Below are 23,776 nucleotides of genomic sequence, written 5' to 3' on the forward strand. Positions count from 1 at the left end.
ACCAGTCAAACCCGGTCGAATATCCCAAGCTCAAAGCCCGAAAGCCCCAAACCCGTCATCAGCCAACAAAGCCAATCAGGAAACCAAGAACAAAAGACATCGTCGCCAGCAGCGCCGCCGCCCTCGTTCAGTGAGGGGGCTTATACGGCYAACCCCTTTTCCAAGTCAACACACCCAAACAATGTTTTTTCACAATTTTGTAACATCATGATTCATATGACAGAATTTCAAGCGCGCACAAAGAAGGCCCCAACAGGGCGACAAAGACCTCGGCGGCAAATGAATCTGCCCGGCTCACCTCGGACGCGGTGTGGCGCTCGCTGTTCGCGAGGCCATGTCCCAGTCGTGTTCGCGATAAGGATTGCCGATCATCAGGGAACAGGCAACGCGACAATCGTGAACTGGTGTGACGGCAGTGAACTGGATATTTCGTCAACGCCCGCCGTTCTAAGAAGATTGAGAAACGGCATGATGCTGCGTTCTGGCCGGATCGGATCGGCCTGGGCGGACTTATTGTCAGCGACAGCTGCCGCGAGGCTCGTCGATAGGAACAAGGCAAGCGCTGTGCGAATAGGTCGGCGCCTCCCGCACAGCGAAGCGAATGCCACGGCGGCAACTGTCGCGCGATCGGCGCAGGCGCTGGGTCCTTGCGTGCAAACAAAACCACGCTCAGCTGCGCGGTTTTGTTTCCTGCCTAGATTTCACAATTGCCGGCGGACTGCCACACTAGCCCTTGAATAAATAGCTTTCGATCGAGCTTCGCTTCATCTCGATCGAGAACCCAGGGCTTTCCGGCGGCATGTAGGCGGCGTTCCGGATGATGCAGGGATCGACAAAATGCTCGTGAAGGTGATCAACATACTCGATCACCCGGCCCTCCTTGGTTCCGGAAACGGCGATGTAGTCGATCATCGACAGATGCTGTACGTATTCACAAAGCCCCACACCGCCCGCATGCGGCCAGACAGGCAAGCCGAACTTGGCTGCCACGAGCAGCACGGCAAGAACTTCGTTTAAGCCACCCATGCGGCAGCTGTCGATCTGCACGATATCGATCGCGCCCTCGGCGATGAACTGCTTGAACATGATCCTGTTCTGGCACATCTCACCGGTTGCGACCTTGACTGGGCCAATCGCCTGGCGAATTTTCCGATGGCCCGCCACATCGTCGGGGCTGGTCGGCTCTTCGATGAAATACGGCTTGGCAAAGGCCAGTTCTTTGACCCAGTCGATGGCCTGCCCTACCTCCCAGACCTGGTTGGCATCGATCATCAGATAACGGTCCGGACCGATGACCTCGCGCGCGATGGTGAGGCGGCGAATATCGTCTTCAAGATCACGTCCGACTTTCATTTTGACGTGATTGAAGCCGGCATCGATCGCCTCCTGGCAAAGCCTACGCAGCTTTTCCTCGGAGTAGCCGAGCCAGCCGGCCGACGTGGTGTAGCACGCATAACCCTCCCGCCTCAGTGTCGCGATGCGTTCGGCCTTTCCGGGTTCCGCCTTTTTCAGAATCTCGACTGCCTCGTCGCGGGTCAGCACATCGGTCATGTAGCGATAATCGACGATATCGGCGATCTCCTCGGGAGACATCTCGGCGACCAGCTGCCAGACCGGTTTTCCGGCGCGGCGGGCCAGCATGTCCCACACCGCATTGACGACGGCGCCCGTTGCAAGGTGGATCGCGCCCTTTTCCGGACCGATCCAGCGCAACTGGCTGTCGCTCGTCAGGTGCCGCCAGTATTTGCCTGGCGCGGCGAGGATCTCATCAAGGTCTGTTCCGACAACCAGATGTTCCATTGCCCGGATCGCCATGCAGCAGATGTCGTTGCCGCGACCGATCGTGAACGTCAGGCCGTGGCCTTCAAGCACCGGCTCGTCGGTACCGAGAATGACATAGGCGGCGGAGTAGTCCGGATCCGGGTTCATTGCGTCCGAGCCGTCGAGGCTGAGTGACGTTGGAAAACGCAGATCGAAAACTTGCATGCTGGTAATGCGGGGCATTGAAACCTCCAGTGCTGGCCGGTGTCCGGGAATGACGGAATGCACCCCGGAGACGCAGGACGTCGACGAATGACACGGTTCAGATATCGGCTATGACAATCTGCTTCTGGCTGCCGATCCGTTCGATACCGAGTTCGACCACATCGCCTGGCTTCAGGTAACGCGGCGGCTTCATGCCCATTCCAACGCCGGGAGGCGTGCCGGTAGAAATGATATCGCCGGGCTGCAGGGACATGAACTGCGAGAGATAGGATACCAGATAGGCAACGCCGTAGACCATCGTCTTGGAGGAACCATTCTGCATGGTTTCGCCATTGACCTTCAACCACATGCCCAGGTTCTGCGGATCGCCCGCTTCGTCTTTCGTCACGAGCCAGGGGCCCGTCGGGCCGAAGGTGTCGCAAGACTTGCCCTTCGTCCATTGCCCTTGTCTCTCTATCTGGAAGGCGCGCTCAGAGACGTCGTGGATGGTGCAGTAGCCCGCGACATAGTCGAGCGCTTCGGCTTCCGTCACATACTTGGCTTGCCGGCCGATAATCACCCCGAGTTCGACTTCCCAATCGGTCTTTTCCGAACCGCGCGGAATGACCAGATCATCATTGGGCCCGACGATCGCCGAGGTCGCTTTCATGAAGATGATCGGCTCCGGGGGAACCGTCGCGCCCGTCTCGGCGGCGTGATCGGAATAGTTGAGACCGATGCAGATGAATTTACCCGTACCGGCGACGCAAGGACCCAACCGCGGCGTTCCCGTTACCTCTGGCAATGTCTTGATATCGAGCCGCGCCAGCTCGGCAAGCTTGTCGGGATCGAGGACTGCGCCGGACAGGTCCGAGATCTGGCCCGAAAGATCCCGAACCACGCCGTCGGCATCGAGGATGCCCGGGCTTTCATGGCCGGGCGCGCCGTAGCGAAGAAATTTCATGATGTTCTCCTGAAGTGGCAAATTGAAAGTGTCAGATCGTCCAGCCGCCATCGATGGCAAAGGCCTGGCCGGTCGTATAGGTTGCGCCAGCGACATAGACTGCAAGATCGGCGATTTCCTCTGGGGTGCCGATACGGCCGATGGGCTGCCGCGCGATGAACGCTGCACGCGCAACTTCGAAGTCCCCTTGTGCGCGCAAGCGGTCCTGTAGCGAAGGGCTCTCGACCGTACCTGGGCAGATCGCGTTGCAGCGAACGCCCCGCGCAACATAATCTGCCGCCACGGCCTTGGTGAGGCCGATCACCGCGGCCTTGGTCACTCCATAGGCAAAACGGTTGGGAACGCCTTTCACACTGGAAGCGACGGAGGCCATGTTGACGATCGAACCATCATTTCGCTCCAGCATTCCAGGCAGGACTGCCCGTATCGTACGGATCATCGCCTTGACGTTCAAATCGAAGGCGAAATCCAGATCCTTGTCCGGCATTTCGAGGATACTGCCGTTGTGAACCACGCCTGCGCAGTTGAAAAGCACGTCGACGACACCGATCTCGGCGACGAGCGCCTCAACCTCTTCGCGATCCAAGACATCGAGTTTGTGGGTGTTTATCCCATCCTCGCCGGAGATCTGCGAAAGTACCTCGGTGTTGATGTCCGTCGCATGAACCTTTGCACCAGCCCTGGCGAAGGCAAGCGCAGAGGCACGGCCGATGCCTTGTGCGGCTGCGGTGATCAGTACGGTCTTGCCTTTTAGATAATCGCTCATGGTGTTTGGTCTTTCACTTGGATTTACGTTCGACGATCAGGATGTGATCTGCTGCCAGAACGACTTCGTTCCGTTGGTTGAGAACTTCGCATCGTTCGACAACCCTGCCCATATGCATTCGCTTGGGATCGTCCTCTTTGGACGAAATCGTCACGCGCGTACGGATCGTATCGCCGATATGAACAGGACGAACGAAACGAAGGCGGTCATACCCATATGAAAATGCAACCGGATTGATAAGGGATGCCGTCAGTCCGACGCCGATCGAAAAGACCATCGTGCCGTGAGCGATACGCTGGCCGCCCGGCAAGGTCTTAGCAAACTCCGCATCCATATGATGCGGGAAGAAATCGCCGGTATGGCCTGCATGCACGACGAAGTCCGTCTCGGTGATCGTCCGTCCGGTCGTCACCCTTGCGTTGCCAATCTGGTAGTCTTCAAAATGAATGACCTGTTCGCCCATGTTTCAAGCCTTGGGAAGGGTTGCGAGCGGCGTTGCCGGCGCAGCGCTCGATTGATACGCCGCCTCGACAAGGGCCATGGTGTGCCATGCGTCCTCGACCGAACCAATGAGTTCCGCATCCTCGCCGCAGGCAAAGCGCTGCAGATTTGCCATGCGGCTGACAAAGGCATCCGGGAACCAGGCGCCTTCAAGGACCACCTCTGTCCAGTCCGCACCCTCGGGCTTGATCCACAGAGCGTCGGGCTCGCCGCGGGGGTAGTCGAGATTGACGCCGAGCTTGACATAGGCGGCACCCCGCGTTCCCGAAATGCGGAATTCGCATGCCTGAAACTTGCGACCGAAATCGTGGTCGTGATTGACCGACAGCACGCAGCGCACCTTGTCGCCATAATCGAGGATGGCGGCCGTGCGGGTCTGCGCCACGTCGTGGTTCGGGTGACCCACTGTCTTTGCGTGAACGCCGTCGGGGTTGCCCAGAAGGCTGCGAACAAAATCGAAATAGTGAATCGAGTGCATTGCGATCTCGATCCGCGGCAGGCCCTTGAGGAAGGGCCACAGCCCCCATGGAGTGGAAAGCGCAAGCCAGGCGTCGAAATCGACGATTTCGCCGAGATAGCCTTTGGCCACGGCATCCCTCAGTGCGAGCATCATCGGTGCGAACCGCAGCTGGAAATTGACGGCGGCCCGAAGATCGCGCGCACGGCAGATCGAGAGAATTTCACTGGCTTGCGCCAGATCGCTGCCCATCGGTTTCTGGATGAGGACAGGCGAACCTGGCGGTAGTTGCGACAATATGCTGGCATGGGCAGCAGGCGGTGTCGCAAGGTCGAAGATGGCGCCGTCGATGCCAACGGCCTCATCGCAGCTCGCGAAGGCGGCAATACCCCAGTGGGCCGCAAGCTCCGCTGCCCTGTCGCGGTTCGGATCGTAAATCCCGGCAACCGGAAAGCCACCCTTCCTGTAGGCCGGCAGATGCGCATCACCGACGATGCTTCCGGCACCGAAGATGACAACAGGGCTCGGAGCCGCAGGCCTTGGCCACCATTGCTGCAAACTGCGCGGATCAAACCACTTAGTCATGATGGAAGACCTCCTCCATCATCGCCCACCACTCGCCTTCCTTCCGCGTTTCCAACGGCTGCTGGCAAGGCATGCAGACCGCCCACCATTCCTTGTTCTTTGGATGGCTGGCCATCTTCGCCATATCTGCCTCGAAATCGGCGCCAACGTAGTCCCAGGTCCCGAATAACAGGTCCTCCGGTTCCTTGAGGAAAATCGTATAGTTGGCAATGTTGCACTCGGAGATCAGCGCAAGGATTTCCGGCCACACCGCCGCGTGAAGCCGCTTGTATTCAGCGATCTTCCCGGGCTTCAGTGCGATCACCATTCCCATACGCTGCATGACGTGGTCTCCTTAAGCGCGGAACTCGGCGGTAAATTCGGGAATGGAGCGCGCTTTGACCGCGTCCCAGTCCCACGCAATGCCGATCCCGGTCTCCTGGGGGGCGATCGCCTTGCCGTCGACAATCTTCATACCCTTGCTGGTGAGATCGTCGAGCTGGGGAATATACTCGACAAACCTCCCGTTCGGCACGGCACAGACGAGACTGACATGCAGCTCCATCAGAAAGTGAGGGCAGACGGGGATGTCGAACGCCTCAGCCGCGTGGGCTACCTTCAGCCAGGGCGTGATGCCTCCGATCCTTGCAACGTCCACCTGCACGATCGAGCATGCACCCTTTTGCATGTATTCTCGGAAATGACGGATCGAATAGATCGACTCGCCCACCGCGATCGGCATCGGCGTCGAACGGGTGAGCCGAATATGACCGTCAAGATCGTCGGCTGGCAAAGGCTCCTCGATCCAGGCAAGGTCGAGTTCCTTCAGCCGAGCGGCGCGGCGGATTGCCTCGTCAACGGTAAAGCCCTGGTTGCAGTCGGTCATAATCTCGAAGCCATCGCCAAGGGCAGCACGCATCGCCGACAAACGCGCATAGTCCTCCGCGCCATGCGGCTTGCCAATCTTGACCTTGGAACCTGAAAAGCCCTTTGCCTTGGCCTGCAAAGCATCCTCGACCAGAGCTTCCTTCTCGATATGGAGCCAGCCGCCCTCAGTGGTGTAAAGCGGGCATCGATCCTTGGCGCCGCCGGCGAGCTTCCAGAGCGGCAGGTTCTGTTTCTTGGCCCGCAAGTCCCAAAGTGCCGTGTCGACGGCCGCCAGCGCCAGCGTGGTGATCACTCCGATGGTCGTCGCATGCGTCGCAAATTCCATCTTGTGCCAGATCGCTTCGATGCAATCGGCATCTTCTCCGATCAGAACCGGCACCAGGTGATCTGACAGCAGCCGCATGACGGACGAGCCACCCGTCCCGATCGTATAGCTGTAGCCCGTACCGACCGCCCCGTCGCTGTCTGTAATGGTGACGATGGGCGTCTCCTGGCTGACGAAGCTCTGGATGGCATCCGTGCGTTTGACCTTCGGTGGAAGGTCGACCATTCTCAGTTCGATTTTCTCTATCTTTGCCATGTCAGATGTCCAGAGTCTTGCCGGTCTCGATATCGAAGAGGTGTGCCTTTGACAGGTCAAAGCTCATTGGCACCTTCTCTCCTGTTTGCAGCGGCCGTGGATTGAGCATGCGTGAGACCCAGTCGCAGCCATTGAACTGGGCGAAAACCAGTGTCTCGTTGCCGAGAGGTTCGGTAATTGAGACATTGAGCTCGGACTGATGGACCGCACTCGCCTCTCCGCCGTGCAATCCGTGACCGGTCGGGTAGAGATCGTCGGGGCGCAGCCCGAAGGTCACCTTCTGTCCTTGGCTGACACGCGTGCTGAACCGTGGCGGGACCGGCAGCCGCGCGCCACCGGAGAATACGAGTTCCCCACCGCTGACCGTAGCTTCGCCCATATTCATCGGCGGCGATCCGATGAAGCCCGCCACGAATTTTGTCGCCGGCTTTCTGAACACGTCCTCAGGTGTTCCCACCTGCTCGATATAGCCATCGCGCATGATGACAATTCGATCCGAGAGCGTCATCGCTTCGACCTGATCGTGGGTCACATAGATCATGGTCGCCTGCATGCGCGCATGCAGTTTCTTGATCTCGGTGCGTACCTGTGTGCGCAACTTGGCGTCAAGGTTCGACAGCGGCTCGTCGAACAGGAACACCTCCGGTTGCCGCACGATGGCGCGACCCATGGCCACCCGCTGGCGCTGCCCGCCTGAAAGCTGCGCTGGCCGGCGCTCGAGAAGGTGAGACAGATCGAGGATCGTCGCGGCCTCGGCGACGCGCTCCTTGATCTCGTCAGCGGACCGGCCTGCGATCTTCAGGGAAAAGCCCATATTCTCGGCCACGCTCATATGCGGATAAAGCGCATAGGACTGGAAGACCATGGAGATGTTCCGTGCCCTGGGTGGCAGGTCGTTCACCACGGTGTCGCCGATTTCGATTTGGCCGCCACTGACATCCTCGAGCCCCGCGATCATGCGCAACGTGGTGGATTTTCCGCATCCCGAGGGACCAACCAGGGCGATAAACTCGCGATCCTTGACCTCGAGATCTATGCCGTGAACGACCTCCAGGGCGCCATAGCGCTTGACGAGTTTCCTGAGCGTGACGTGAGCCATGAGTTATCCTTTTACCGCGCCGAAGGTGAGGCCCGAGACCAGATGTTTCTGGATGATGAAGGTAAGCGTCAGCGCCGGGACGATCATGATGACCGCAAGAGCGCACATCCCGCGCCAGTCGATGGTAAATTCCGCGGTATAGTCGAGAAGCCCGACAGGCAGCGTCTTGGAGTTGACCGACCGGGTGATCTGCGAGGCGAGCGCATACTCATTCCAAGACGTGAGGAAGGCAAATATCCCTGCCGAGGCGATGCCGGGGCCGGCAAGTGGAAATTCCACCTGCCAGAATGCCTGCCAGGGCGTGCATCCGTCGATCTGTGCGGCTTCGGCCAGATCCTTCGGCACCTGCCGGAAGAAACCGTCGATCAGCCAGATCGTGAAAGGGACGTTCAGCGCGACGTAGGTAATAATGAGCGCGAAATGCGTATCGATGATGCCGGTGCGCGCATAGATCATGAAGATGGGCAGCGAGAGTGCGATACCGGGCACCGCGCGCGTCAGCATGAAGCCGAGGAAGATCGCCGACTTCGCCTTGAACCGGTAGCGCGCAAAGGCATAGCCGCCGGCCATCCCGATCGCGAGCGCGATCAGCGTCGACGTAACGGATATGATCAGCGAGTTGCGGAAATAGTCCCATACGGGAACCCCGCCCTGCCCGGCACCCGAAAACATGGCTCGATAGGCGTCGAGCGACAGCGTTTCGGGTATCCAGACCGGAGGCTTGGCCATGATCTCGACGGTGGGGCGCAAGGACGACAGCACGATCCAGAGGCCCGGCAGGCAAATAACGGTCATCGCCAGAAACAGGCCGATGACATGCGCGACCTTGAGAAGCCGGCGGCGCAGACGATGTGAGGAGACGACGTCCATTACCACTCCGCTCCGATCTGCTGGCGGGCAGCCGCGAGCTTGCGAAAGAAATACACGGTGAAGAGAATAGAAAGCAGGATAGCGACATAGGCCATGGCATTTGCCATGCCCATCCTTGCATCGCTGTAGGCGGTGCGGCCGATCAGCGTCCAAAGCAGTTCCGTCCGCTTGGCCGGCCCGCCGTCCGTCATGATCTTCACGATGTCATAGGCGCGCGCCACGTCGAGCGAGCGAATGGTCATGGCAATATAGGCGAACGGCATCAGATAGGGCCAGGTTACATAACGGAAGGTCTGCCAGGGCGTGCAGCCATCGACATGCGCCGCTTCCACCGGGTCCCTGGGCATCGCAAGCAGGCCCGCCAGGATGAGGATTGCAAAGACAGCGGTCGATGACCACACTTCCGCGATGACGATCGAGATCAGCGCCAGATTTCCGTCGATCAGCCACGGAATCGCCTGATCGGTTATGCCCAGCGACTGAAGCGCATTGTTGACGAAGCCGATATTGTCGTTGAACAGGAATTTGAACTGGAAGCCGACGAGAACCGGTGAAAACATCATCGGAAACATCATGACGGTGCGCAGCACGCGCTGCCCGTGCGTCGCCTTGTTGACCAATAGCGCAAGGCCGAGCCCAAGCAGCATTTCGGCATTCAGCGCGACTGTCAGCAAGACCACCGTGCGCGCGAAAGCGATCCAGAATTCCTTATTTGTCAAGACGCTGGCATAGTTGCGCAAGCCAATGAAAATAAAGAGCGAATCTGGCTTGGTCAGCCGGAACGGCGTGAAGCTTGAGTACAACGAGAAAAGAAGCGGCAAAATGATTACGGCCGCCAATACGATGAAGGCCGGCGTCAGCAGCAAGACTGGTGCCGAGAGTCTGGAGATCTTCATCGAAGGTCATCCTGCAATTCAATGAAAGGAAAAGCGGCGCCGACATGTTCGCCGACGCCGCCTCGGGAATGCGGAGTCTAGAGTTTGCCGGCGTCCTGGAGGATGGCAGTGGCCTTTTCGGCCGCAGTGTCCAGCGCTTGCTTCGACGTCTTGTCACCAAGGATCGCCGCCTGAAGCTCAGGATAGACGGCATTTGAGATCTCGATCCATTCGGGCGTCTGCGGGACCGGGAAGGCATGCTTTGCCGCTTCCTGGAAAGCCTTCAGAACCTCCGTCTTGTAGGCGTCTCCTTGGGCGGCCTTGATATTGACGTCCCACACGGCACTGCGTGTCGGCAGCGGCCCGGCGGCCGATTCCAGCTTCTGGCTGTCCTCGTTGGTCAACCACCAAACGAGCGAGGCGGCAGCATCTTTATGGGCGCACGATTCGGTGACGGAGAAGCCGTGGTGGCCCGACCACCCGGTTCGCTTGCCAGAAGATCCGGCTGGTTGAACCTTTACGCCAACATTGCCGGCAACCTTCGAAGACTTCGGATCGTTAAAGAAGCTTGCCCAGCCCGGCCAGTCTAGATTGAGCGCGATCGAGCCGGAGGCAAACCCCTGGCCAAGATCGTCCCAGAGATAGTTGGTCGTGCCCGGCGGCACTGCCTTTGCCTTGTAGAGATTGACGAACCAGTCGAGCGCCTTGACGCCAGCGTCCGAATTGAACGCCGGACGGCCGTCCTTGTCGAGATATTCACCGCCTTCGGCGACCAGCATCTCGAAGAAGCGACCGTTGATGGCCTCCTCCTTGCCAGCAAACTGGGTACCGTAGAAATTCGGCGGAGACGCAAAGAACTCCGCCTGATCGGTCACCTGCTGCCAGGTATCCGGCGGCACAAGATCATAGCCGTACTTTGCCTTGAACGCGGTCTTCTTCGCTTCGTCGGTATACAGGCTCTTCTGGTAGTAGAGCGCAGACACATCGAACTGTGCACGAGGCAGCATTACCAGCTTGCCGTTCAGCGTCGACGCCTTAATGACCGCAGGAACGAAGGCCGCAACCTCCTCGGCGGGAAGCAGCGCCGACAGATCCGTATAGATGTCAGGGTACTGCGGGGCGAACGACGAGTGATTGGAAGCAACGCACCAGCTTATGCCCCCGGTCGCGATATCCGACTTGATCTCCTTGTCGAGTTCGAAGTGGTTCTTCTTGGAGAGGATATTGACCTTGGCGCCGGTCTCCTTCTCCCACTCCCCGATCCGCTCGTACAGTTTTTCGTACTGCTGGCCACCGATCAATTTGGCATCGATGGTCACACCTTCAAACTTGCCGGGCAAATCGGCGGCATTTGCCGCACCACATGCCAATGCAAGCGTCATCACCCCGACCGAAACGCCGGAAAGCAGCTTGTTCATGTATTTCCTCCTCCCTCGCCTCGACCTCTCCTGGGTCAAGGAATCCCCATGTGTGAGAAACTGATTTATATACAAACAATATTTTCACGCGAGGTCAAGCAGTAAGTGCGTTTGTCAAAACATTGATATTCGTATACGGATGATTGTATTCACGGAGAAAGGACCGAAATGGAAAACGACGATTCAGACCGTTATCGCGCTCCCGCGCTCGACAAAGGGCTGGACATCCTAGAATTGCTTGCCAGCGTCGACGGTGGGCTGACGCAGGCAGAAATTTCCAAGAGGCTCGACAGAAGCCCCAACGAGTTCTATCGAATGCTCGACCGGCTTGTGCGGCGCGGCTACGTCACCCGTATTGATGGAGACCGCTATTCGCTGACGCTGAAGCTGTTCGGACTGGCGCAACTGCATGCCCCCGTACGCCGGCTTGCGTCATATGCCACGCCATTGATGCGTGAGCTTGCAAACAATTCTAGGCAAGCCAACCAGCTCGCTGTATTCGACCGAGGTTCCGCGGTGGTGGTCGCGCAGCAGGAAGCCCCGGAATATTGGGGGATTTCAATCCGGGTCGGCTCTCACATCAGCCTTTTCGACACGGGCTCGGGCCACGTTCTCCTCGCCTTCCGTTCGCCGGAAGAGCGGGAGATGATGATCTCGGAACACGTGAAAAGCCGCAAGGAAGTTGTCCTGTCTGACGACTTCTATGCGCGCCTGGATCAAATCCGCGAGCGCGGCTACGAGATGATGGCCAGCATCCAGACCGCAGGCGTCTATAACCTGTCAGCGCCGGTCCTCGGGCCCGATGGCAAGGGCATCGCCGCGTTGACCGTTCCCTATATTACGCTCGTCAATAGCCCAGCGGCGCCCGATATAACGAAAACAATTTCGCTGCTGGTCGAAACCGCAAGACAACTGTCCCTTCTGGCGGGATCCGACGTCGCACCGTCAGCGAACTGATTCCGTTGGAAATTAATCCCGTGAACAAGGAGGAGCTTCTTCCTTGCGGCGCTACTCGCCTGCGAAACTGGCAGCAAACAGCCTGTTTAGCATCTCGACGATCTGCTCGGGCGGATTGCCGCGGAGCAATCCGCTGTTGATGCAAGCCGACCCCTGCTGCTGGAATGCCATGTAGCCATCGTGCCTCGGCCTGATCCAGGAGGATTCCAAAGTGTCGCGGCTCCCGCGATAGAAATTTTCGGTCGACGCGTTGACGGTGTCGTCCTCCCAAGCCTGGGCATTGCCGGGCTGGCCGCCAGCCGCGGCATAGGGGCCGCTCTGAACGTCGCCGCTTGCCACCCAATAGGCGAAATCGATCGCTTGCTCGCTTGCCGCCGAAAATGCCGAAACGGCAATGCCCGTACCGCCGAGTGCCGAACCTGCCGGGCCGAAGTTGCCTGCCGCAGGAATATTGCCAAAGCGCAAGGGATGGGGCCTGAAGCCCGCCATCGAGTAGCTGACGTAACCATAGATCAGCGGTGAGCACGCGACTGTCGAACCTTCGGCCGACATGCGTTCCAGAACCGCGATCGGGTCCAGGTCGAAGCAGACGGGGTCGAGATGCACGACCAAGTCACGCATCAGGCTCACCACACGCGCTCCGGCAGCCGCATCGATAAGCAAACCCTTGCCATTGCTGCGGCACGGCGTACCGAGGTTGGCGGCAAGCGTGTAGAAGGTCATCAGCGAGTGAGGTGGCCGCAAGGGAAGCAGTACATGGCCTTTTGCAGCGAGATCGAGGACGTCGCTCCAGCGCAGTGGCGGCTGCGCGATAAGATCGGGCCGCACGGCCTGAACCTGTGATGCCGCATCGATCGGGAAAGCCCATTGATGACCCTCCCACTCGTAGCTTTTGTAGGAGCCGCCGACGCTTGCCGCGTGAAGCGTCAGCCGTTCAGCCTCTCGCCCGGCAACATCGAGCGACGCAAGGCAACCCTCACCGGCGATCTGGCCGACGTGCGGATGGTCGATGACGATCAGATCAAAGGCTCGCGCCAGTTCGTCGACCGGATAGGTCTCGAAATCCTGCAGCGACCGCTTCTCCCAGATCACGTTGATACCGGTCTTTTCGCGCCAGATATGAGCGCAGGCGACCAACGGGTCATATCCGCGCGGATGGTTCCAGGTCATGCCCTTCAACGTGACGCTCATAGTCCGAACTCCTCGCGGATGGCAGCACTGTGCTCGCCGATGCGGGGCGCAGCACGCTCGAACTTTGGACGCACACCGTTCACCCTTAGGGGAGAGCGGGTCGTTTGAATGGCGACATCGTCGTCACGGGTGACAGTCTGAAGCATGTCGAGGACCGAGAAACCGTCGCTGTCCAGAAGCTCGTTCCAGTTCAACACCTTCGCGCACCAGATATCGGCGGGCTCGAGCACCTCGAGCCAATCCGCCACCGTTGCCGTCGCGATCTTCGCGGCGATCATGGTCTTGATGGTGTCGCGGCTGGTAAACCAGGAGGCCGGTTCGTTGCGGTATTCATCGAGTTCCGGCATGTCGAGCAAGTCGGCCAGCTTTGGAATCGGCGTCATGGCGATGGCGAGATAGCCGTCCTTGGCGGGATAGACCCCGTAGGGCGCCGATAGATAGGCATGGGCGCTGCGGAAATCCGCGCGCTTGGGCAGGCGGCGGCCGTCGTTCAAAAACGTCGTCAGAACCTCGAACTGAAAGTCGACCAGCGCCTCGAGCAGACTGGTTTCGACAAGGCTGCCCTTGCCGGTGATGCCGCGGCGAACCAGCGCTGCCAGGAGGCCCTGAGCGAGCGCCGCACCAGCCAGCATATCGCCGACGGCAAGGCCGAATGGAACAGGCCCCTGGCTTTCGTCGCCATTCAGCCACATCACACCGGAGCGCGATTGCGCCAGAAGATCCTGGCCCGGACGCTTGACCCACGGCCCTTCCTCACCGTAGCCGCTGATCGAGCCATAGACGATACGCGGATTGATCGCCTTCACGGCCAAGTAATCGAGCCCCAGACGCTCGATTACGCCGGGGCGAAAATTCTGAATCACCACATCGGCCTTTGCCAGCAATGTCTTGAGCGACCGCATGTCCGCGTCGTTCTTCATATCAATGGCGAGACTTTCCTTGGCCCGGTTGATCGCATGGAAAATGGTCGAGTCGCCGCCGATCTCCGTATCACTGAGGTAGAGGCGGCGGGACAGATCGCCACCGTCAGGGCGCTCGATCTTGATCACCCGCGCGCCGAGATCCTGCAGGCGCAGCGAACAATAGGGTCCCGACAGGAACTGGCTCATATCCACGACGACCAGGCCATCGAGCGGCAAGATATTCTCTTCCGACATTTTTGCTATTTCTCTGTCTTGCCGATGAAATCGGCGGGATTTGCGTATTTGACGGTCTGAAGGTGCTCGCAGTAGAGCACCAGTTCGCCTTCGTTCTTGAAGACCTCGTAGCTCGCGCGGATCAGGCCGAGGTCCTTGTAGCGCGGTCGTTTGTCGAGGTTCGTCCGGATGGTGTAGATCGTGTCGCCAATGAAGACAGGCTTTATGAAGCGCAACCTGTCGTAACCATAGGAAAACGCGTTAACGCAGTTCGTCGCGACAAGTCCGAGCCCGGCCGAAAAGACGAACGCACCGGCCACGAGCCTGCGTCCGAAGAGACCTTCTGTCTCAGCGAAGATCTGATCTTGAACGTATGGATGGATGTCCGTCACCAGGGCGTTGAACAGATGGCTATCGCCTTCACCCAGCGTTCGGCGCAACGATCTTATCTTCTGCCCGACCGGCCAGTCTTCATAGTGCCAGTTCTCGGCATTCCAAACCGGTATCCGCGCATGATCTTCAGGCATTGTCTTCGCTCCCGTCGAAGACACGCCGGCGGTTGGCGCAAGTTCGGTCATAGGCTCCTCCTGCTTTCAACCACGCGCTGAAGGCGCCTGGATGGTCGCAACCCCATCAAGTCTTCTCATGTAAATATAATGTTCACATATGGATCTGTTTTACAAGGCCGAAATAGACCCTCGCCCGTGGGCGATTGCCGCTCAGTTGGTGCGCTCGATTTTTCCGTGCTTAATACCTGCCGGAGATGGGAGTCGCCCGCGAAAGCCGCACCAAAGCAGCTGCGCCTGTTGTGTTCCACTTGAAATGTCGACAAATTGTGTGCAGAAGAGAGACTCGCCCTCATCCGTTTGCACAAGGACGCATCAATGACGACGACAAGCCCGGAGCCAAGTCGCGATGTCAACAGAGCCCGGGGGTCCGGCACACAGTCTGTGTATACCACGATCCGCAACGAGATTCTCTCTATGTCGTTGAAACCTGGAAGCCCGCTCGACGAAGTGCGGCTTTCCGAACGCTTTGGGATGTCGAGAACGCCAATTCGCGAAGCGCTGTTGCGGCTGGCAGCCGATGGGTTGGTGACGACGCTGCCGAACCGCAACACCATTGTTGCAACGATCGACTTTGCGACATTGCCGACCTACTTCGATGCGCTGACGCTCATGTACCGCGTGACCACACGAGCTGCCGCAGCAAAGACCAACCCGGCGGCCATGCTGCAGATCCGGGCGCATCAGGAGAATTTTGCCCGCGCCGTCGTCGCAAGAGACGCATACGCCATGATCGAAGCGAACAGGGATTTTCACGTCGCCGTCGCGGAGCAAGGTGGCAATCCGTACTATACCGCCTTCTTCTCCCGCCTTCTCGATGAAGGGCGGCGAATTCTCAGGCTCTACTACTCGACCTTCGACGACAGACTGCCTCGTCAATATGTGGACGAGCATGAGGAGATGATCGCCGCGATCGAAGCCGGCGACATCGAAAAAGCAGATCGCCTCGCAATCGAACACGCGGCTCAGATCGTCCGGCAGATTCAGGAATACATTGCCCACGAGACCAACAATGCTCGCGAGATAAAGAACCTCTAAAAAGTGGCTTTTTGCTTGGCCCAGCCGTCTATGAGCGGAACTGGACACAAAAAAGCTGGCCGCACTTCGTCTATGACGCGGCGCTTCTCGAACGACTTGAAACCCGATTTCTACTGTCGTCGGGCGAAGTGATCGGCGCCGTCCGCCATTTCAGTGACGAGGAAAGCAATCTGCTGCATATCGAGCTCTTGATCGACGAAACCTTCTGAAATCGAGGGTGAAATGCTCGATCGCTCGACCGTTCAATCCTCATTGCGCCGGCAGTTCGGCCTAGATGCTGACAATCGACCTGTAAAGCCGCAAGGGTTTTCCTCGCCTCCTCGTCCTAAATCTGCGCCGTCTCGGACAGTCGTTTCCGATGCCCGGCGTCATGCTAGTGATCCCCGATCGCGAGTCCACGTTTGTGTCGACAAACTGACTACACTAAATGTATAAATCCTGACCACCGTCGACTTCTTGCGATCGTCGCCGTCCGAAAATCGATTCCTCAAGATTGGAACCAGAGAAATGTCCTGGCCTCATCCCGTCCAGCCCATCACCGACACCGAACGGCAGGGGCGCATCGCCCGCTTGCGGGCCGAGCTCACGGACCAAGATATCGGCGGCATATTGCTTGGCCCTACAGAGAGTTTGCGCTATTTTACCGGCCTCGTCTGGCACCAGAGCGAGCGCCTGCTCGGCGCGCTGATCACCCCTTCGGAATTCTACTACATCGTGCCCGGCTTCGAGCGCAGTCGCGTCGACAGCCTGCCAAAGCTTGCCGGTGAAATCCTCGCCTGGGAAGAAGACGAGAGCAGCGCGGCCTTGGTCGCCACTCTCCTCGACCACAGGAAGCGGCTGGCGCTTGACGACGCCTTGCCCCTCTTCGTCTATCACGCCTTGGCTGCGCACATGGGGCCCGAACGGCTGCTTGACGGCGGCCGGACGATCCGCGACCTGCGCCTTTGCAAGTCGCAGGCTGAAATCGACCTCATCCAGTATGCGATGAACCTCACGCTGGAGGTACAACGGCGCACCCACGACTTCATCAAGCCGGGCGTTCGTGCCTCCGAAGTTGTCCGCTATATCGATGAGCAGCATCGGGCGCTGGGCGCGGAAGGCGGGTCCTCCTTCAGCATCGTTTCCTTCGGCGGCGCAACGTCGCTCCCCCATGGTGCTGACGGCGATCAGGTATACTCGCCAGGAGATGTCGTGCTGGTGGACACCGGCTGCCGCATTGATGGCTATCATTCGGACCTAACCCGAACGTACGTGCTGGAGACCCCGGGTGAGGCCTTTGCCAGCGCGTGGGCAATCGAGCGGGAAGCGCAGCAGGCAGTTTTCGAGGCGGCCGCGTTGGGAGCCTCATGCGGCAGCGTCGACGACGCGGCGCGGCGGGTTTTGATGCGACACGGCCTCGGCCCGGACTACAGCCTGCCCGGTCTGCCACACCGCGCCGGGCACGGATTGGGTCTCGAAATTCATGAAGAGCCGTATCTCGTCCGCGGAAATACAATGCGGTTGAAACCGGGCATGTGTTTTTCCAACGAACCGATGATCGTCTTCCCCAATCAGTTCGGCATCCGTCTGGAAGACCATATCTATCTGACCGAAAGTGGTGCTCGATGGTTCACGACGCCCGCAAAGGGCCCGCTCGAGCCGTTCTGCTGACGCTTCTTGCCCAGCGAACGGGCACGTTGGTCGCGCCGCCAGATCTCGAAGGGTCGGACGGCCACTCGACCCGCGACCTCCCCCCATTCCTGGCCCGGGCATCTTTCTGGCCTCAACTCGACGAGTCACTTGCTTTTGTCGACAGTTTGTATACTGATGCTTTCACCAACACGATAGGAGGCTGAAATGACCACTGGCTGGCGCGGCGTTTTCCCCGCTGTAACAACGCAATTCCATGAAGATCTGTCGGTCGATCTCGACAACACCCAACATGTCCAGGACGCGCTCGTAAACGACGGCGTCACCGGTCTGATCGTGATGGGCACCTGCGGCGAGAACAACTCGCTCGATCCGGAGGAAAAGCGCACGATCCTCAAGGCCGCCGTCGAAGTCGTCAACGGCCGCGTGCCTGTCGTCACCGGCGTGTCCGAGTTCGACACCCGCCGCGCCATTGCCTATGCAAGGGACGCGGAGAAGCTCGGAGCCGACGGCCTCATGCTGTTGCCGGCCATGGTCTACGTGCCGAAGCCGCACGAGCTCGTCGCCCATTTCAAGGCGGTTGCCGAAGCCACTTCGCTGCCGATCATGCTCTACAACAATCCGCCCGCCTATCGCGTCAATATCGGCGTCGATGTGCTGCGCGAGCTCGAAGGCGTGAAGAACATCAAGGCCGTCAAGGAAAGCGCACCGGATCCGCGCCGCTTCACCGACCTCATCAATGAATTCGGCGATCGTTTCGACCTCTTCGCCGGTCTCGACGACGTGGCCCTGGAGGGCATGATGCTCGGCGCCAAGGGCTGGGTCTCGGGCCTCACCAGCGCCTTCCCGCAGGAATCGGTTCAGCTCATCGCTGCAGCCGAACGCGGCGATTGGGAAGAAGCCCGTCGCATCTACCGCTGGTTCATGCCGCTTCTCCATCTCGATGCCGAGCATGATCTGGTTCAGTCGATCAAGCTGGCCGAACAGATCATGGGCCGCGGCACGGAACGCGTGCGCATGCCCCGCATGCCGCTAACAGGTGCGCGCCGCGCCGAGGTGACTGCCATGGTCGAAAAAGCCGCTGCCACGCGCCCTTCGCTCAGCAAGAAAGCGGCGTAACGTTACGCCTCCAGCAACGCGGCCGAAATCGGAAAGAGGCGCGGTCCTGCGCCTCTTTCCGTGTTTGACAACAGGCAAGCCCCATGTCTTCCAGCATCACATATCTCTCGCGGCAAGCCGCGCACGCGCTCAGTACCCAAATCCTTCTGGCGGCAGGTCTGGCATCCGACCACGCCCGTACAGTGACGGCGTCAATGGTGGCTGCGCAACGCGACGAATGCTACTCGCATGGGCTCTATCGCCTGCTTGGATGCGTGCGGACCATCAAGGCCGGCAAAATCGACCCGAACGCGGTTCCGGTCGTTGATGATGCGGCACCGGGTATCGTCCGTGTCGATGCCAACTTCGGCTATTCCTTGCTGGCGTTCGACACCGGGCTGGCGAAGCTGGTCAGCAAGACTCGGCAACAAGGTATCGCCGCCATGGCCATCACGCGCTGCTTTCACTTTTCTGCTCTCTGGCCGGAGGTCGAGGCAATCGCCGAAGCCGGTCTCGTGGCGTTGGCCCTCACGCCGAGCCACAGTTGGGTTGCACCCGCAGGGGGCATAAAGCCGGCCTTCGGGACCAATCCCCTGGCCTTTGGCTGGCCGCGACCGGACAAACGACCGTTCGTCTTCGACTTCGCCACCAGTGCGGCAGCCCGCGGTGAAATCGAGCTTCACCGGCGTGCAGGAAAGCCCATACCAATCGGTTGGGCCCTGGATAGCGAGGGCCGGGACACGACAGATCCCACCGAAGCCCTGCGGGGTGCAATGTTGACGTTTGGCGGGCACAAGGGCTCGGCCCTGTCAGCGATGATAGAGCTTCTCGCAGGGCCGTTGATCGGTGACATGATGAGTGCAGAGTCGATGGGCTTTGACGAAGGCGCTGGGGTTACGCCCTGCCACGGCGAACTTATCATCGCGCTCGATCCACACTCCTTCCTGGGAGGAGGCGTGGCAGAGAACCTTCAGCGAGCCGAGGGTTTGTTCGGTTCCATCACCGACCAAGGCGCACGACTTCCATCGCAGCGGCGCTACGAAGCCCGCGACCGGAACGAGACGCTCGGCATTCCTGTTCAAGCCGAGCTGCTTGCCGAACTGGAACGGCTGCTCGCGGATCTCCGTATCGAGGATAACGCGTAGGCGCCGGCTGGATCGTTGAAACGCTCCCCTCCCGGTCAGTTGTCTCGAGGACCTCTATCGCTTCTGCCGCCATCCGAACTATGTTGTCGTTGTGGGCGAGATCGCGGTCTTGCCCCTGCATCGTCCTGCCCAATCGCATAAGAGCGGACACCATCGCGCGCTCAGGATCGCTAAATGTCGGAAAGATCTGAAGCTGCTCCTCCAGACGAAAGAACTGCCATCGTCTGGATTGGCTTTATTGCGATGTGCGCCGGCATGTTCATGGCGATCCTCGACATACAAGTCGTCGCAACGTCGCTGCCGACCATACAGAGCGCACTTGAGATCGGCCCTGATCAAATGAGCTGGATCCAAACGGCCTACCTGATTGCGGAGGTTGTTGCGATCCCGCTCACCGGCTTCCTCACGCGGTTCCTCACGATGCGGTGGCTCTTCGTAGCCGCCATTGCCTTGTTCGCAACAGCGTCGGCAGGCTGCGCAGCCAGCGGCAGCTTTGGCGAGCTGGTGGCCTGGCGGGTGCTTCAAGGCTTCTCGGGCGGTACCATCATTCCATCGGTATTCTCCGCCGTGTTCATTCTGTTTCCCAACAGGCGTCAGGCTTTGGCGACAACCATCGCAGGCGTTCTCGCAGTGCTCGCCCCGACTGTGGGGCCAGTCGTCGGAGGCTGGATCACCGAAACATATTCATGGCACTGGCTCTTCCTGATCAACGTTTTCCCTGGTCTCGCTGCCGCCGTCCTCGCCGCGCTGTCTCTGCCCAGACAACGGGTGGACGCATCGCATATCAGGCACCTCGACGCCGTGTCGCTCGTGATGATGGCAACAGCGCTTGCGACACTGGAGCTCGCGATGAAAGAGGCCCCGACAGGCGGCTGGAGCTCACCATATGTTGCGGGCTTGCTCCTACTCAGCCTCACATCCGGATCGGCATTTACCCTGCGAACGCTCCGCAGTGCCCGACCCCTGGTCGATCTTGGAAATTTCGGTGACCGGAATTTTCTCGTAGGCTCCGTTCTCAGTTTCGTTCTCGGAATCGGCTTATTCGGCTCGGTCTATCTGATGCCGGTGTTTCTCGCATTTGTCAGGGGCCACAGCGCGTTGGAGATCGGAGAAACGATGCTGGTGACAGGGATCGCCCAACTTCTGACAGCGCCGATCGTGGTCGCGCTGGAAAAACGGACAGACGCGCGCCCGCTGTCGGCGATAGGGTTCGCGCTCTTTGCTGTCGGGGTCGGCATGAGTGCCTTCCAGGACCCCGGTACCGACTACGACGCAATGTTCTGGCCACAGGTCCTGCGCGGCGTTGCAATCATGTTTTGCCTGCTGCCGCCGACGCGCCTGGCACTTGGCACGCTTTCGCCTGAGCGCGTCCCCGATGCGAGCGGCCTCTTCAACCTGATGCGAAACCTTGGCGGCGCTATCGGTATCGCTTTGATCGATACCATTATCTACACGCGGTCGGAGCCCCTGGGGCAGGGTTTGTGGCAGCGCCTGCAGGCAGGCGACGTCGCGGCCGCTACATTCGTCGGCGCGCCGGCCCAAGCAATTGTCGGCCATCAGGGAAGCTTCGATGCCGATACGACGGCGATGCTCGATCCGTTGGTCCAGACTGCTGCGAGTGTTCAGGCCATCAATGAGGCCTGGATGGTGATTGCCGTGCTTACCGCCTGCGCCCTGCTCTCTATCCCGATCGCCCGGCACCAGCCCCCAGCCCAAAACGGCTAGTGTTGCGGCGGGACGCAACGCTTAGGTCGCACGGTGTGACTGCCGCGGGGCATCAAAAAAACGAGCTTTCAATTGGCTGAAGCGAATTTCTTAACGCTCTTTTTAGTGCTGTGAAGGATGGTGCGGATATCCATTTCAACCAGGTGAACATGATGTCCACGCTCAATCTACAGCATGGCCAGTCGCATCTTGCGACGGCATATCCGCTGTTGCCGCCGCCGCACGATCCCATCCGCTGCAGCGCGCGCTTCGCCCCCACGCAGCTTTCAGTGGCAGATTGCCGGCGGCCGTCAATCTAAGTCACGACATTTCATCGATCAAAGACCCAATCGCCCCTGCGTCCACACTGCGTAGACGTCGGGCGTCGCATTCATTTTGTCATCCCATTTCATGTGTCATTCATTGAGGACATTCCATGCAGGACGACGACTCCTGGAATCATAAAGCTAATGACGTTTTGGCTCATCGTCTGTCAGTGCTCGGCAATGCCAACCGGCTCTCCATCCTTGGTCATCTCCTCGGTKGGGAAATTCAGGTGAATGCCCTGGCCAGAAAGACGGGGCTCGGGCAATCGGCACTATCGCAGCATCTTGCAATCCTCAGGGAATGTGAGTTCGTCTCCACGAGACGCGTCTCGCAGGCCGTGTTCTACTCGATCCGTCGCGAGACGATCGCGGTGGCACTCGCGCACGTCCAGGAGTTGCTTTTCCGGCAATCCCACCACAGCGACCAGACACGGACGACCGGGCTAGGTTCATGATCACCGCGCCCACAATGGACAGTCCTTGTCGCCGACTGGGGTACAACTGACCGTCGATCGTTATGTCGCATGGCCGATTGCTGCGGCATTCTGTCGGCTAATCGATTGAATCGCTTTCCCTGATCAATTCAAACTAAGTCCATGATTTACGCTGAATTTATTGTATGCGATCTGTCCTTAGCCGGGAAACGTGAGCTTTCCCGGCTTGAAGGAACGGGCCGATCGAAAGGATGATCGATGACACGAGGAAGCTTCGCCTTCCCTCCTGCCGAACTGCGCGCACGCGCGATCGGCGAAATTCATGCGCGACCGTTTGCGCTCGTCGCCGCCCCGCGCGTCATCTTCCAGCTTGCCTTTCTGACGGATTCGGCTGCCGACGCAGACCAGGAAACGCTTGCCGGCCTCTCGCGCTCGAGTGGCGTTGCGCCGCCTGCCCTTGAAACCAGCCATCACGCGATAAGCTGGGGCCAGGGGACCCTGAGATGGGAACGGCATACCGAATTCTCGACCTATTTCTGGGACAGCCCGGCACCAGAGCGGTTCGGAATGGATATTCCCGTGCACCCATTTGGCGACGGCTTTTCTGCGCCGGGACCGTTCATTTCAGGGATTCGACTGGAGATCAGGTCCGATACCGCCGAGACCGAGCAGGAGATCGTCGTTTTCGATCCGACGAGCCTTTGCCGCAGCGACCTTAGGAACGGCCAGGCAACAATCCTCACCGACTTTCGTCAGGATGGTCATGGACTGACGAAGATCCTCGTGATTGACCGCGGCATGAGCGACAGCGCGCGTGGCGCCCTCGTCCAGAGGCTACTCGACATCGAGACCTATCGCACGCTGGCGATGATGGGCCTGCCGCTGGCGCAATCGCTTTCGCCGGAAATTCGTCGTATCGAGTCGGGCTTGACGGCGATCACGCAGCGGATGAAGCAGCATGCCCGCGACGAAGCCGACCAGATGCTGTCCGAGATCACGCGCCTGGCGGCCGACCTTGAGGCCAATGCGGCCCTTAGCCTCTACCGTTTCGGGGCAAGCCGCGCCTACAATGAAATCGTGCAGGAACGGATCCGCGCGCTTGCCGAGACCGCTTCGTCGGGGAGCGAGACGCTTGGTTCGTTCCTTGATCGGCGCCTGGCGCCGGCGATGCGGACCTGTCAATCGGTGGAGGAGCGGCAGGCGAACCTGTCGCGCAAGCTCGCCCGCGCCACGGCCTTGCTGCGAAGCTGGATCGATGTCGAGCTCGAGCGTATCAACTCAACGCTGCTGAACTCGATGGATCGGCGCGCCCAGCTGCAACTGCGCCTGCAGCAGACGGTCGAAGGGCTCTCCGTCGCTGCGATCTCCTATTACGTCGTCGGCCTGCTTGGATATCTGGCGAAGGGCGCCCACGTCATCGGCTTCGACGTCGCGCCAGAGGCGCTGACGGGCCTCTCGGTGCCGCTTGTCGTCGCCGGCATGTGGCTGGTCGTGCGCAATATCCGGCGCCGGCACGCAGAAGAAGACAGACGTTGACTTTAATTGGCGTCGGCGGAGGCGGTTGCGTCAGCGCGCCTCGATCGGGTGGCTTGCGTTCCGTTGGAC

The 23,776-nt window shown here is 59.5% G+C and carries 22 protein-coding genes and 1 pseudogene; 9 read left to right on the top strand and 14 right to left on the bottom strand.

What is annotated here, in order from left to right; all coding sequences use genetic code 11:
• Positions 1-726: 726 nt before the first annotated feature.
• The 11 genes from AC1DMK_RS25105 to AC1DMK_RS25155 form a co-directional block, all read right to left on the bottom strand.
• On the bottom strand, positions 727-2,004 hold the full coding sequence (locus AC1DMK_RS25105) for an L-fuconate dehydratase (protein ID WP_477862936.1): 1,278 nt from the start codon (positions 2,002-2,004) through the stop codon (positions 727-729).
• 79 nt (positions 2,005-2,083) lie between these two features.
• Positions 2,084-2,929, bottom strand: coding sequence for a fumarylacetoacetate hydrolase family protein (locus AC1DMK_RS25110; RefSeq protein WP_477862938.1), 846 nt, complete (start codon positions 2,927-2,929; stop codon positions 2,084-2,086).
• Between the two features lie 31 nt (positions 2,930-2,960).
• Positions 2,961-3,695, bottom strand: coding sequence for an SDR family oxidoreductase (locus AC1DMK_RS25115; RefSeq protein ID WP_037060069.1), 735 nt, complete (start codon positions 3,693-3,695; stop codon positions 2,961-2,963).
• Positions 3,696-3,708: 13 nt separating this feature from the next.
• Complete coding sequence (locus AC1DMK_RS25120) at positions 3,709-4,158, bottom strand: MaoC/PaaZ C-terminal domain-containing protein (protein ID WP_037060071.1); 450 nt, start codon at positions 4,156-4,158, stop codon at positions 3,709-3,711.
• 3 nt (positions 4,159-4,161) lie between these two features.
• The gene (locus AC1DMK_RS25125; protein ID WP_477862941.1) at positions 4,162-5,238 is read right to left on the bottom strand and encodes a Gfo/Idh/MocA family protein; all 1,077 of its coding nucleotides are present in this window, start codon (positions 5,236-5,238) and stop codon (positions 4,162-4,164) included.
• A complete protein-coding gene (locus AC1DMK_RS25130) occupies positions 5,231-5,560 on the bottom strand; it encodes an L-rhamnose mutarotase (RefSeq protein WP_477862943.1) in 330 nt (109 codons plus the stop codon). Before AC1DMK_RS25130 ends, AC1DMK_RS25125 begins: the two co-directional genes overlap by 8 nt.
• Positions 5,561-5,572: 12 nt before the next feature.
• Entirely contained in the window at positions 5,573-6,685 is a 1,113-nt protein-coding gene (locus AC1DMK_RS25135; protein ID WP_477862945.1) for a mandelate racemase/muconate lactonizing enzyme family protein, read from the bottom strand.
• 1 nt (position 6,686) lies between these two features.
• Positions 6,687-7,784, bottom strand: a complete 1,098-nt coding sequence (locus AC1DMK_RS25140) for an ABC transporter ATP-binding protein (protein ID WP_477862947.1) — start codon at positions 7,782-7,784, stop codon at positions 6,687-6,689.
• Between the two features lie 3 nt (positions 7,785-7,787).
• Complete coding sequence (locus tag AC1DMK_RS25145) at positions 7,788-8,654, bottom strand: carbohydrate ABC transporter permease (protein ID WP_037060081.1); 867 nt, start codon at positions 8,652-8,654, stop codon at positions 7,788-7,790.
• Entirely contained in the window at positions 8,654-9,550 is an 897-nt protein-coding gene (locus AC1DMK_RS25150) for a carbohydrate ABC transporter permease (protein WP_037060084.1), read from the bottom strand. The genes AC1DMK_RS25145 and AC1DMK_RS25150 overlap by 1 nt, the downstream gene beginning before the upstream one ends.
• A gap of 77 nt (positions 9,551-9,627) precedes the next feature.
• Positions 9,628-10,911 (bottom strand): type 2 periplasmic-binding domain-containing protein, encoded by a 1,284-nt coding sequence (locus AC1DMK_RS25155; protein ID WP_477863049.1) that lies wholly within the window; start codon positions 10,909-10,911, stop codon positions 9,628-9,630.
• Between the two features lie 204 nt (positions 10,912-11,115).
• Here AC1DMK_RS25155 and AC1DMK_RS25160 point away from each other — a divergent pair, with 204 nt between their 5' ends.
• Entirely contained in the window at positions 11,116-11,904 is a 789-nt protein-coding gene (locus tag AC1DMK_RS25160; protein ID WP_477862949.1) for an IclR family transcriptional regulator, read from the top strand.
• Positions 11,905-11,955: 51 nt separating this feature from the next.
• On the opposite strand, the gene AC1DMK_RS25165 is transcribed toward AC1DMK_RS25160, so the two are convergent.
• Genes AC1DMK_RS25165 through AC1DMK_RS25175 form a run of 3 tightly spaced genes read right to left on the bottom strand, consistent with a single transcriptional unit; the run spans position 11,956 to position 14,809 of the window.
• Positions 11,956-13,095 carry an extracellular solute-binding protein gene (locus AC1DMK_RS25165; RefSeq protein ID WP_477862951.1) on the bottom strand — a complete coding sequence of 380 codons (1,140 nt, stop codon included), beginning with the start codon at positions 13,093-13,095 and terminating at the stop codon, positions 11,956-11,958.
• Complete coding sequence (locus AC1DMK_RS25170; protein ID WP_477862953.1) at positions 13,092-14,252, bottom strand: CaiB/BaiF CoA transferase family protein; 1,161 nt, start codon at positions 14,250-14,252, stop codon at positions 13,092-13,094. The genes AC1DMK_RS25165 and AC1DMK_RS25170 overlap by 4 nt, the downstream gene beginning before the upstream one ends.
• 5 nt (positions 14,253-14,257) lie before the next feature.
• Positions 14,258-14,809 (bottom strand): MaoC family dehydratase, encoded by a 552-nt coding sequence (locus AC1DMK_RS25175; RefSeq protein ID WP_477862955.1) that lies wholly within the window; start codon positions 14,807-14,809, stop codon positions 14,258-14,260.
• A gap of 306 nt (positions 14,810-15,115) precedes the next feature.
• Here AC1DMK_RS25175 and AC1DMK_RS25180 point away from each other — a divergent pair, with 306 nt between their 5' ends.
• The 8 genes and pseudogenes from AC1DMK_RS25180 to AC1DMK_RS25215 all read left to right on the top strand — a co-directional run bounded on the left by AC1DMK_RS25180 (position 15,116) and on the right by AC1DMK_RS25215 (position 23,707).
• On the top strand, positions 15,116-15,835 hold the full coding sequence (locus AC1DMK_RS25180; RefSeq protein ID WP_477862957.1) for a GntR family transcriptional regulator: 720 nt from the start codon (positions 15,116-15,118) through the stop codon (positions 15,833-15,835).
• A gap of 11 nt (positions 15,836-15,846) precedes the next feature.
• A pseudogene (locus AC1DMK_RS25185) lies at positions 15,847-16,138 on the top strand (DUF4172 domain-containing protein); the annotation flags it as partial.
• Positions 16,139-16,342: 204 nt separating this feature from the next.
• Complete coding sequence (locus tag AC1DMK_RS25190; protein ID WP_477862959.1) at positions 16,343-17,485, top strand: M24 family metallopeptidase; 1,143 nt, start codon at positions 16,343-16,345, stop codon at positions 17,483-17,485.
• 186 nt (positions 17,486-17,671) lie between these two features.
• Entirely contained in the window at positions 17,672-18,583 is a 912-nt protein-coding gene (locus tag AC1DMK_RS25195) for a dihydrodipicolinate synthase family protein (RefSeq protein ID WP_037060100.1), read from the top strand.
• Between the two features lie 83 nt (positions 18,584-18,666).
• Complete coding sequence (locus AC1DMK_RS25200; RefSeq protein ID WP_477862961.1) at positions 18,667-19,707, top strand: Ldh family oxidoreductase; 1,041 nt, start codon at positions 18,667-18,669, stop codon at positions 19,705-19,707.
• A 174-nt stretch (positions 19,708-19,881) separates the two neighbouring features.
• Positions 19,882-21,432, top strand: a complete 1,551-nt coding sequence (locus AC1DMK_RS25205; protein ID WP_477862963.1) for a DHA2 family efflux MFS transporter permease subunit — start codon at positions 19,882-19,884, stop codon at positions 21,430-21,432.
• 415 nt (positions 21,433-21,847) lie between these two features.
• Positions 21,848-22,192: an ArsR/SmtB family transcription factor gene (locus AC1DMK_RS25210; protein ID WP_477862965.1), complete on the top strand. Its 345-nt coding sequence runs from the start codon at positions 21,848-21,850 to the stop codon at positions 22,190-22,192.
• 237 nt (positions 22,193-22,429) lie between these two features.
• Positions 22,430-23,707, top strand: coding sequence for a DUF3422 family protein (locus AC1DMK_RS25215; RefSeq protein WP_477862967.1), 1,278 nt, complete (start codon positions 22,430-22,432; stop codon positions 23,705-23,707).
• Positions 23,708-23,776 lie beyond the last annotated feature (69 nt).

This window comes from Rhizobium sp. 05L419, from assembly GCF_056397845.1.

Excerpts from the sequence above, each read along its gene's own strand:
- AC1DMK_RS25205 (WP_477862963.1), top strand. The coding sequence starts at position 19,882 with ATGTCGGAAAGATCTGAAGCTGCTCCTCCAGACGAAAGAACTGCCATC.
- AC1DMK_RS25125 (WP_477862941.1), bottom strand. The coding sequence starts at position 5,238 with ATGACTAAGTGGTTTGATCCGCGCAGTTTGCAGCAATGGTGGCCAAGG.
- AC1DMK_RS25120 (WP_037060071.1), bottom strand. The coding sequence starts at position 4,158 with ATGGGCGAACAGGTCATTCATTTTGAAGACTACCAGATTGGCAACGCA.
- AC1DMK_RS25150 (WP_037060084.1), bottom strand. The coding sequence starts at position 9,550 with ATGAAGATCTCCAGACTCTCGGCACCAGTCTTGCTGCTGACGCCGGCC.
- AC1DMK_RS25140 (WP_477862947.1), bottom strand. The coding sequence starts at position 7,784 with ATGGCTCACGTCACGCTCAGGAAACTCGTCAAGCGCTATGGCGCCCTG.
- AC1DMK_RS25115 (WP_037060069.1), bottom strand. The coding sequence starts at position 3,695 with ATGAGCGATTATCTAAAAGGCAAGACCGTACTGATCACCGCAGCCGCA.
- AC1DMK_RS25215 (WP_477862967.1), top strand. The coding sequence starts at position 22,430 with ATGACACGAGGAAGCTTCGCCTTCCCTCCTGCCGAACTGCGCGCACGC.
- AC1DMK_RS25165 (WP_477862951.1), bottom strand. The coding sequence starts at position 13,095 with ATGAGCGTCACGTTGAAGGGCATGACCTGGAACCATCCGCGCGGATAT.
- AC1DMK_RS25130 (WP_477862943.1), bottom strand. The coding sequence starts at position 5,560 with ATGCAGCGTATGGGAATGGTGATCGCACTGAAGCCCGGGAAGATCGCT.
- AC1DMK_RS25110 (WP_477862938.1), bottom strand. The coding sequence starts at position 2,929 with ATGAAATTTCTTCGCTACGGCGCGCCCGGCCATGAAAGCCCGGGCATC.
- AC1DMK_RS25160 (WP_477862949.1), top strand. The coding sequence starts at position 11,116 with ATGGAAAACGACGATTCAGACCGTTATCGCGCTCCCGCGCTCGACAAA.
- AC1DMK_RS25195 (WP_037060100.1), top strand. The coding sequence starts at position 17,672 with ATGACCACTGGCTGGCGCGGCGTTTTCCCCGCTGTAACAACGCAATTC.
- AC1DMK_RS25200 (WP_477862961.1), top strand. The coding sequence starts at position 18,667 with ATGTCTTCCAGCATCACATATCTCTCGCGGCAAGCCGCGCACGCGCTC.
- AC1DMK_RS25190 (WP_477862959.1), top strand. The coding sequence starts at position 16,343 with ATGTCCTGGCCTCATCCCGTCCAGCCCATCACCGACACCGAACGGCAG.
- AC1DMK_RS25105 (WP_477862936.1), bottom strand. The coding sequence starts at position 2,004 with ATGCCCCGCATTACCAGCATGCAAGTTTTCGATCTGCGTTTTCCAACG.
- AC1DMK_RS25135 (WP_477862945.1), bottom strand. The coding sequence starts at position 6,685 with ATGGCAAAGATAGAGAAAATCGAACTGAGAATGGTCGACCTTCCACCG.
- AC1DMK_RS25145 (WP_037060081.1), bottom strand. The coding sequence starts at position 8,654 with ATGGACGTCGTCTCCTCACATCGTCTGCGCCGCCGGCTTCTCAAGGTC.
- AC1DMK_RS25155 (WP_477863049.1), bottom strand. The coding sequence starts at position 10,911 with ATGACGCTTGCATTGGCATGTGGTGCGGCAAATGCCGCCGATTTGCCC.
- AC1DMK_RS25180 (WP_477862957.1), top strand. The coding sequence starts at position 15,116 with ATGACGACGACAAGCCCGGAGCCAAGTCGCGATGTCAACAGAGCCCGG.
- AC1DMK_RS25170 (WP_477862953.1), bottom strand. The coding sequence starts at position 14,252 with ATGTCGGAAGAGAATATCTTGCCGCTCGATGGCCTGGTCGTCGTGGAT.
- AC1DMK_RS25175 (WP_477862955.1), bottom strand. The coding sequence starts at position 14,809 with ATGACCGAACTTGCGCCAACCGCCGGCGTGTCTTCGACGGGAGCGAAG.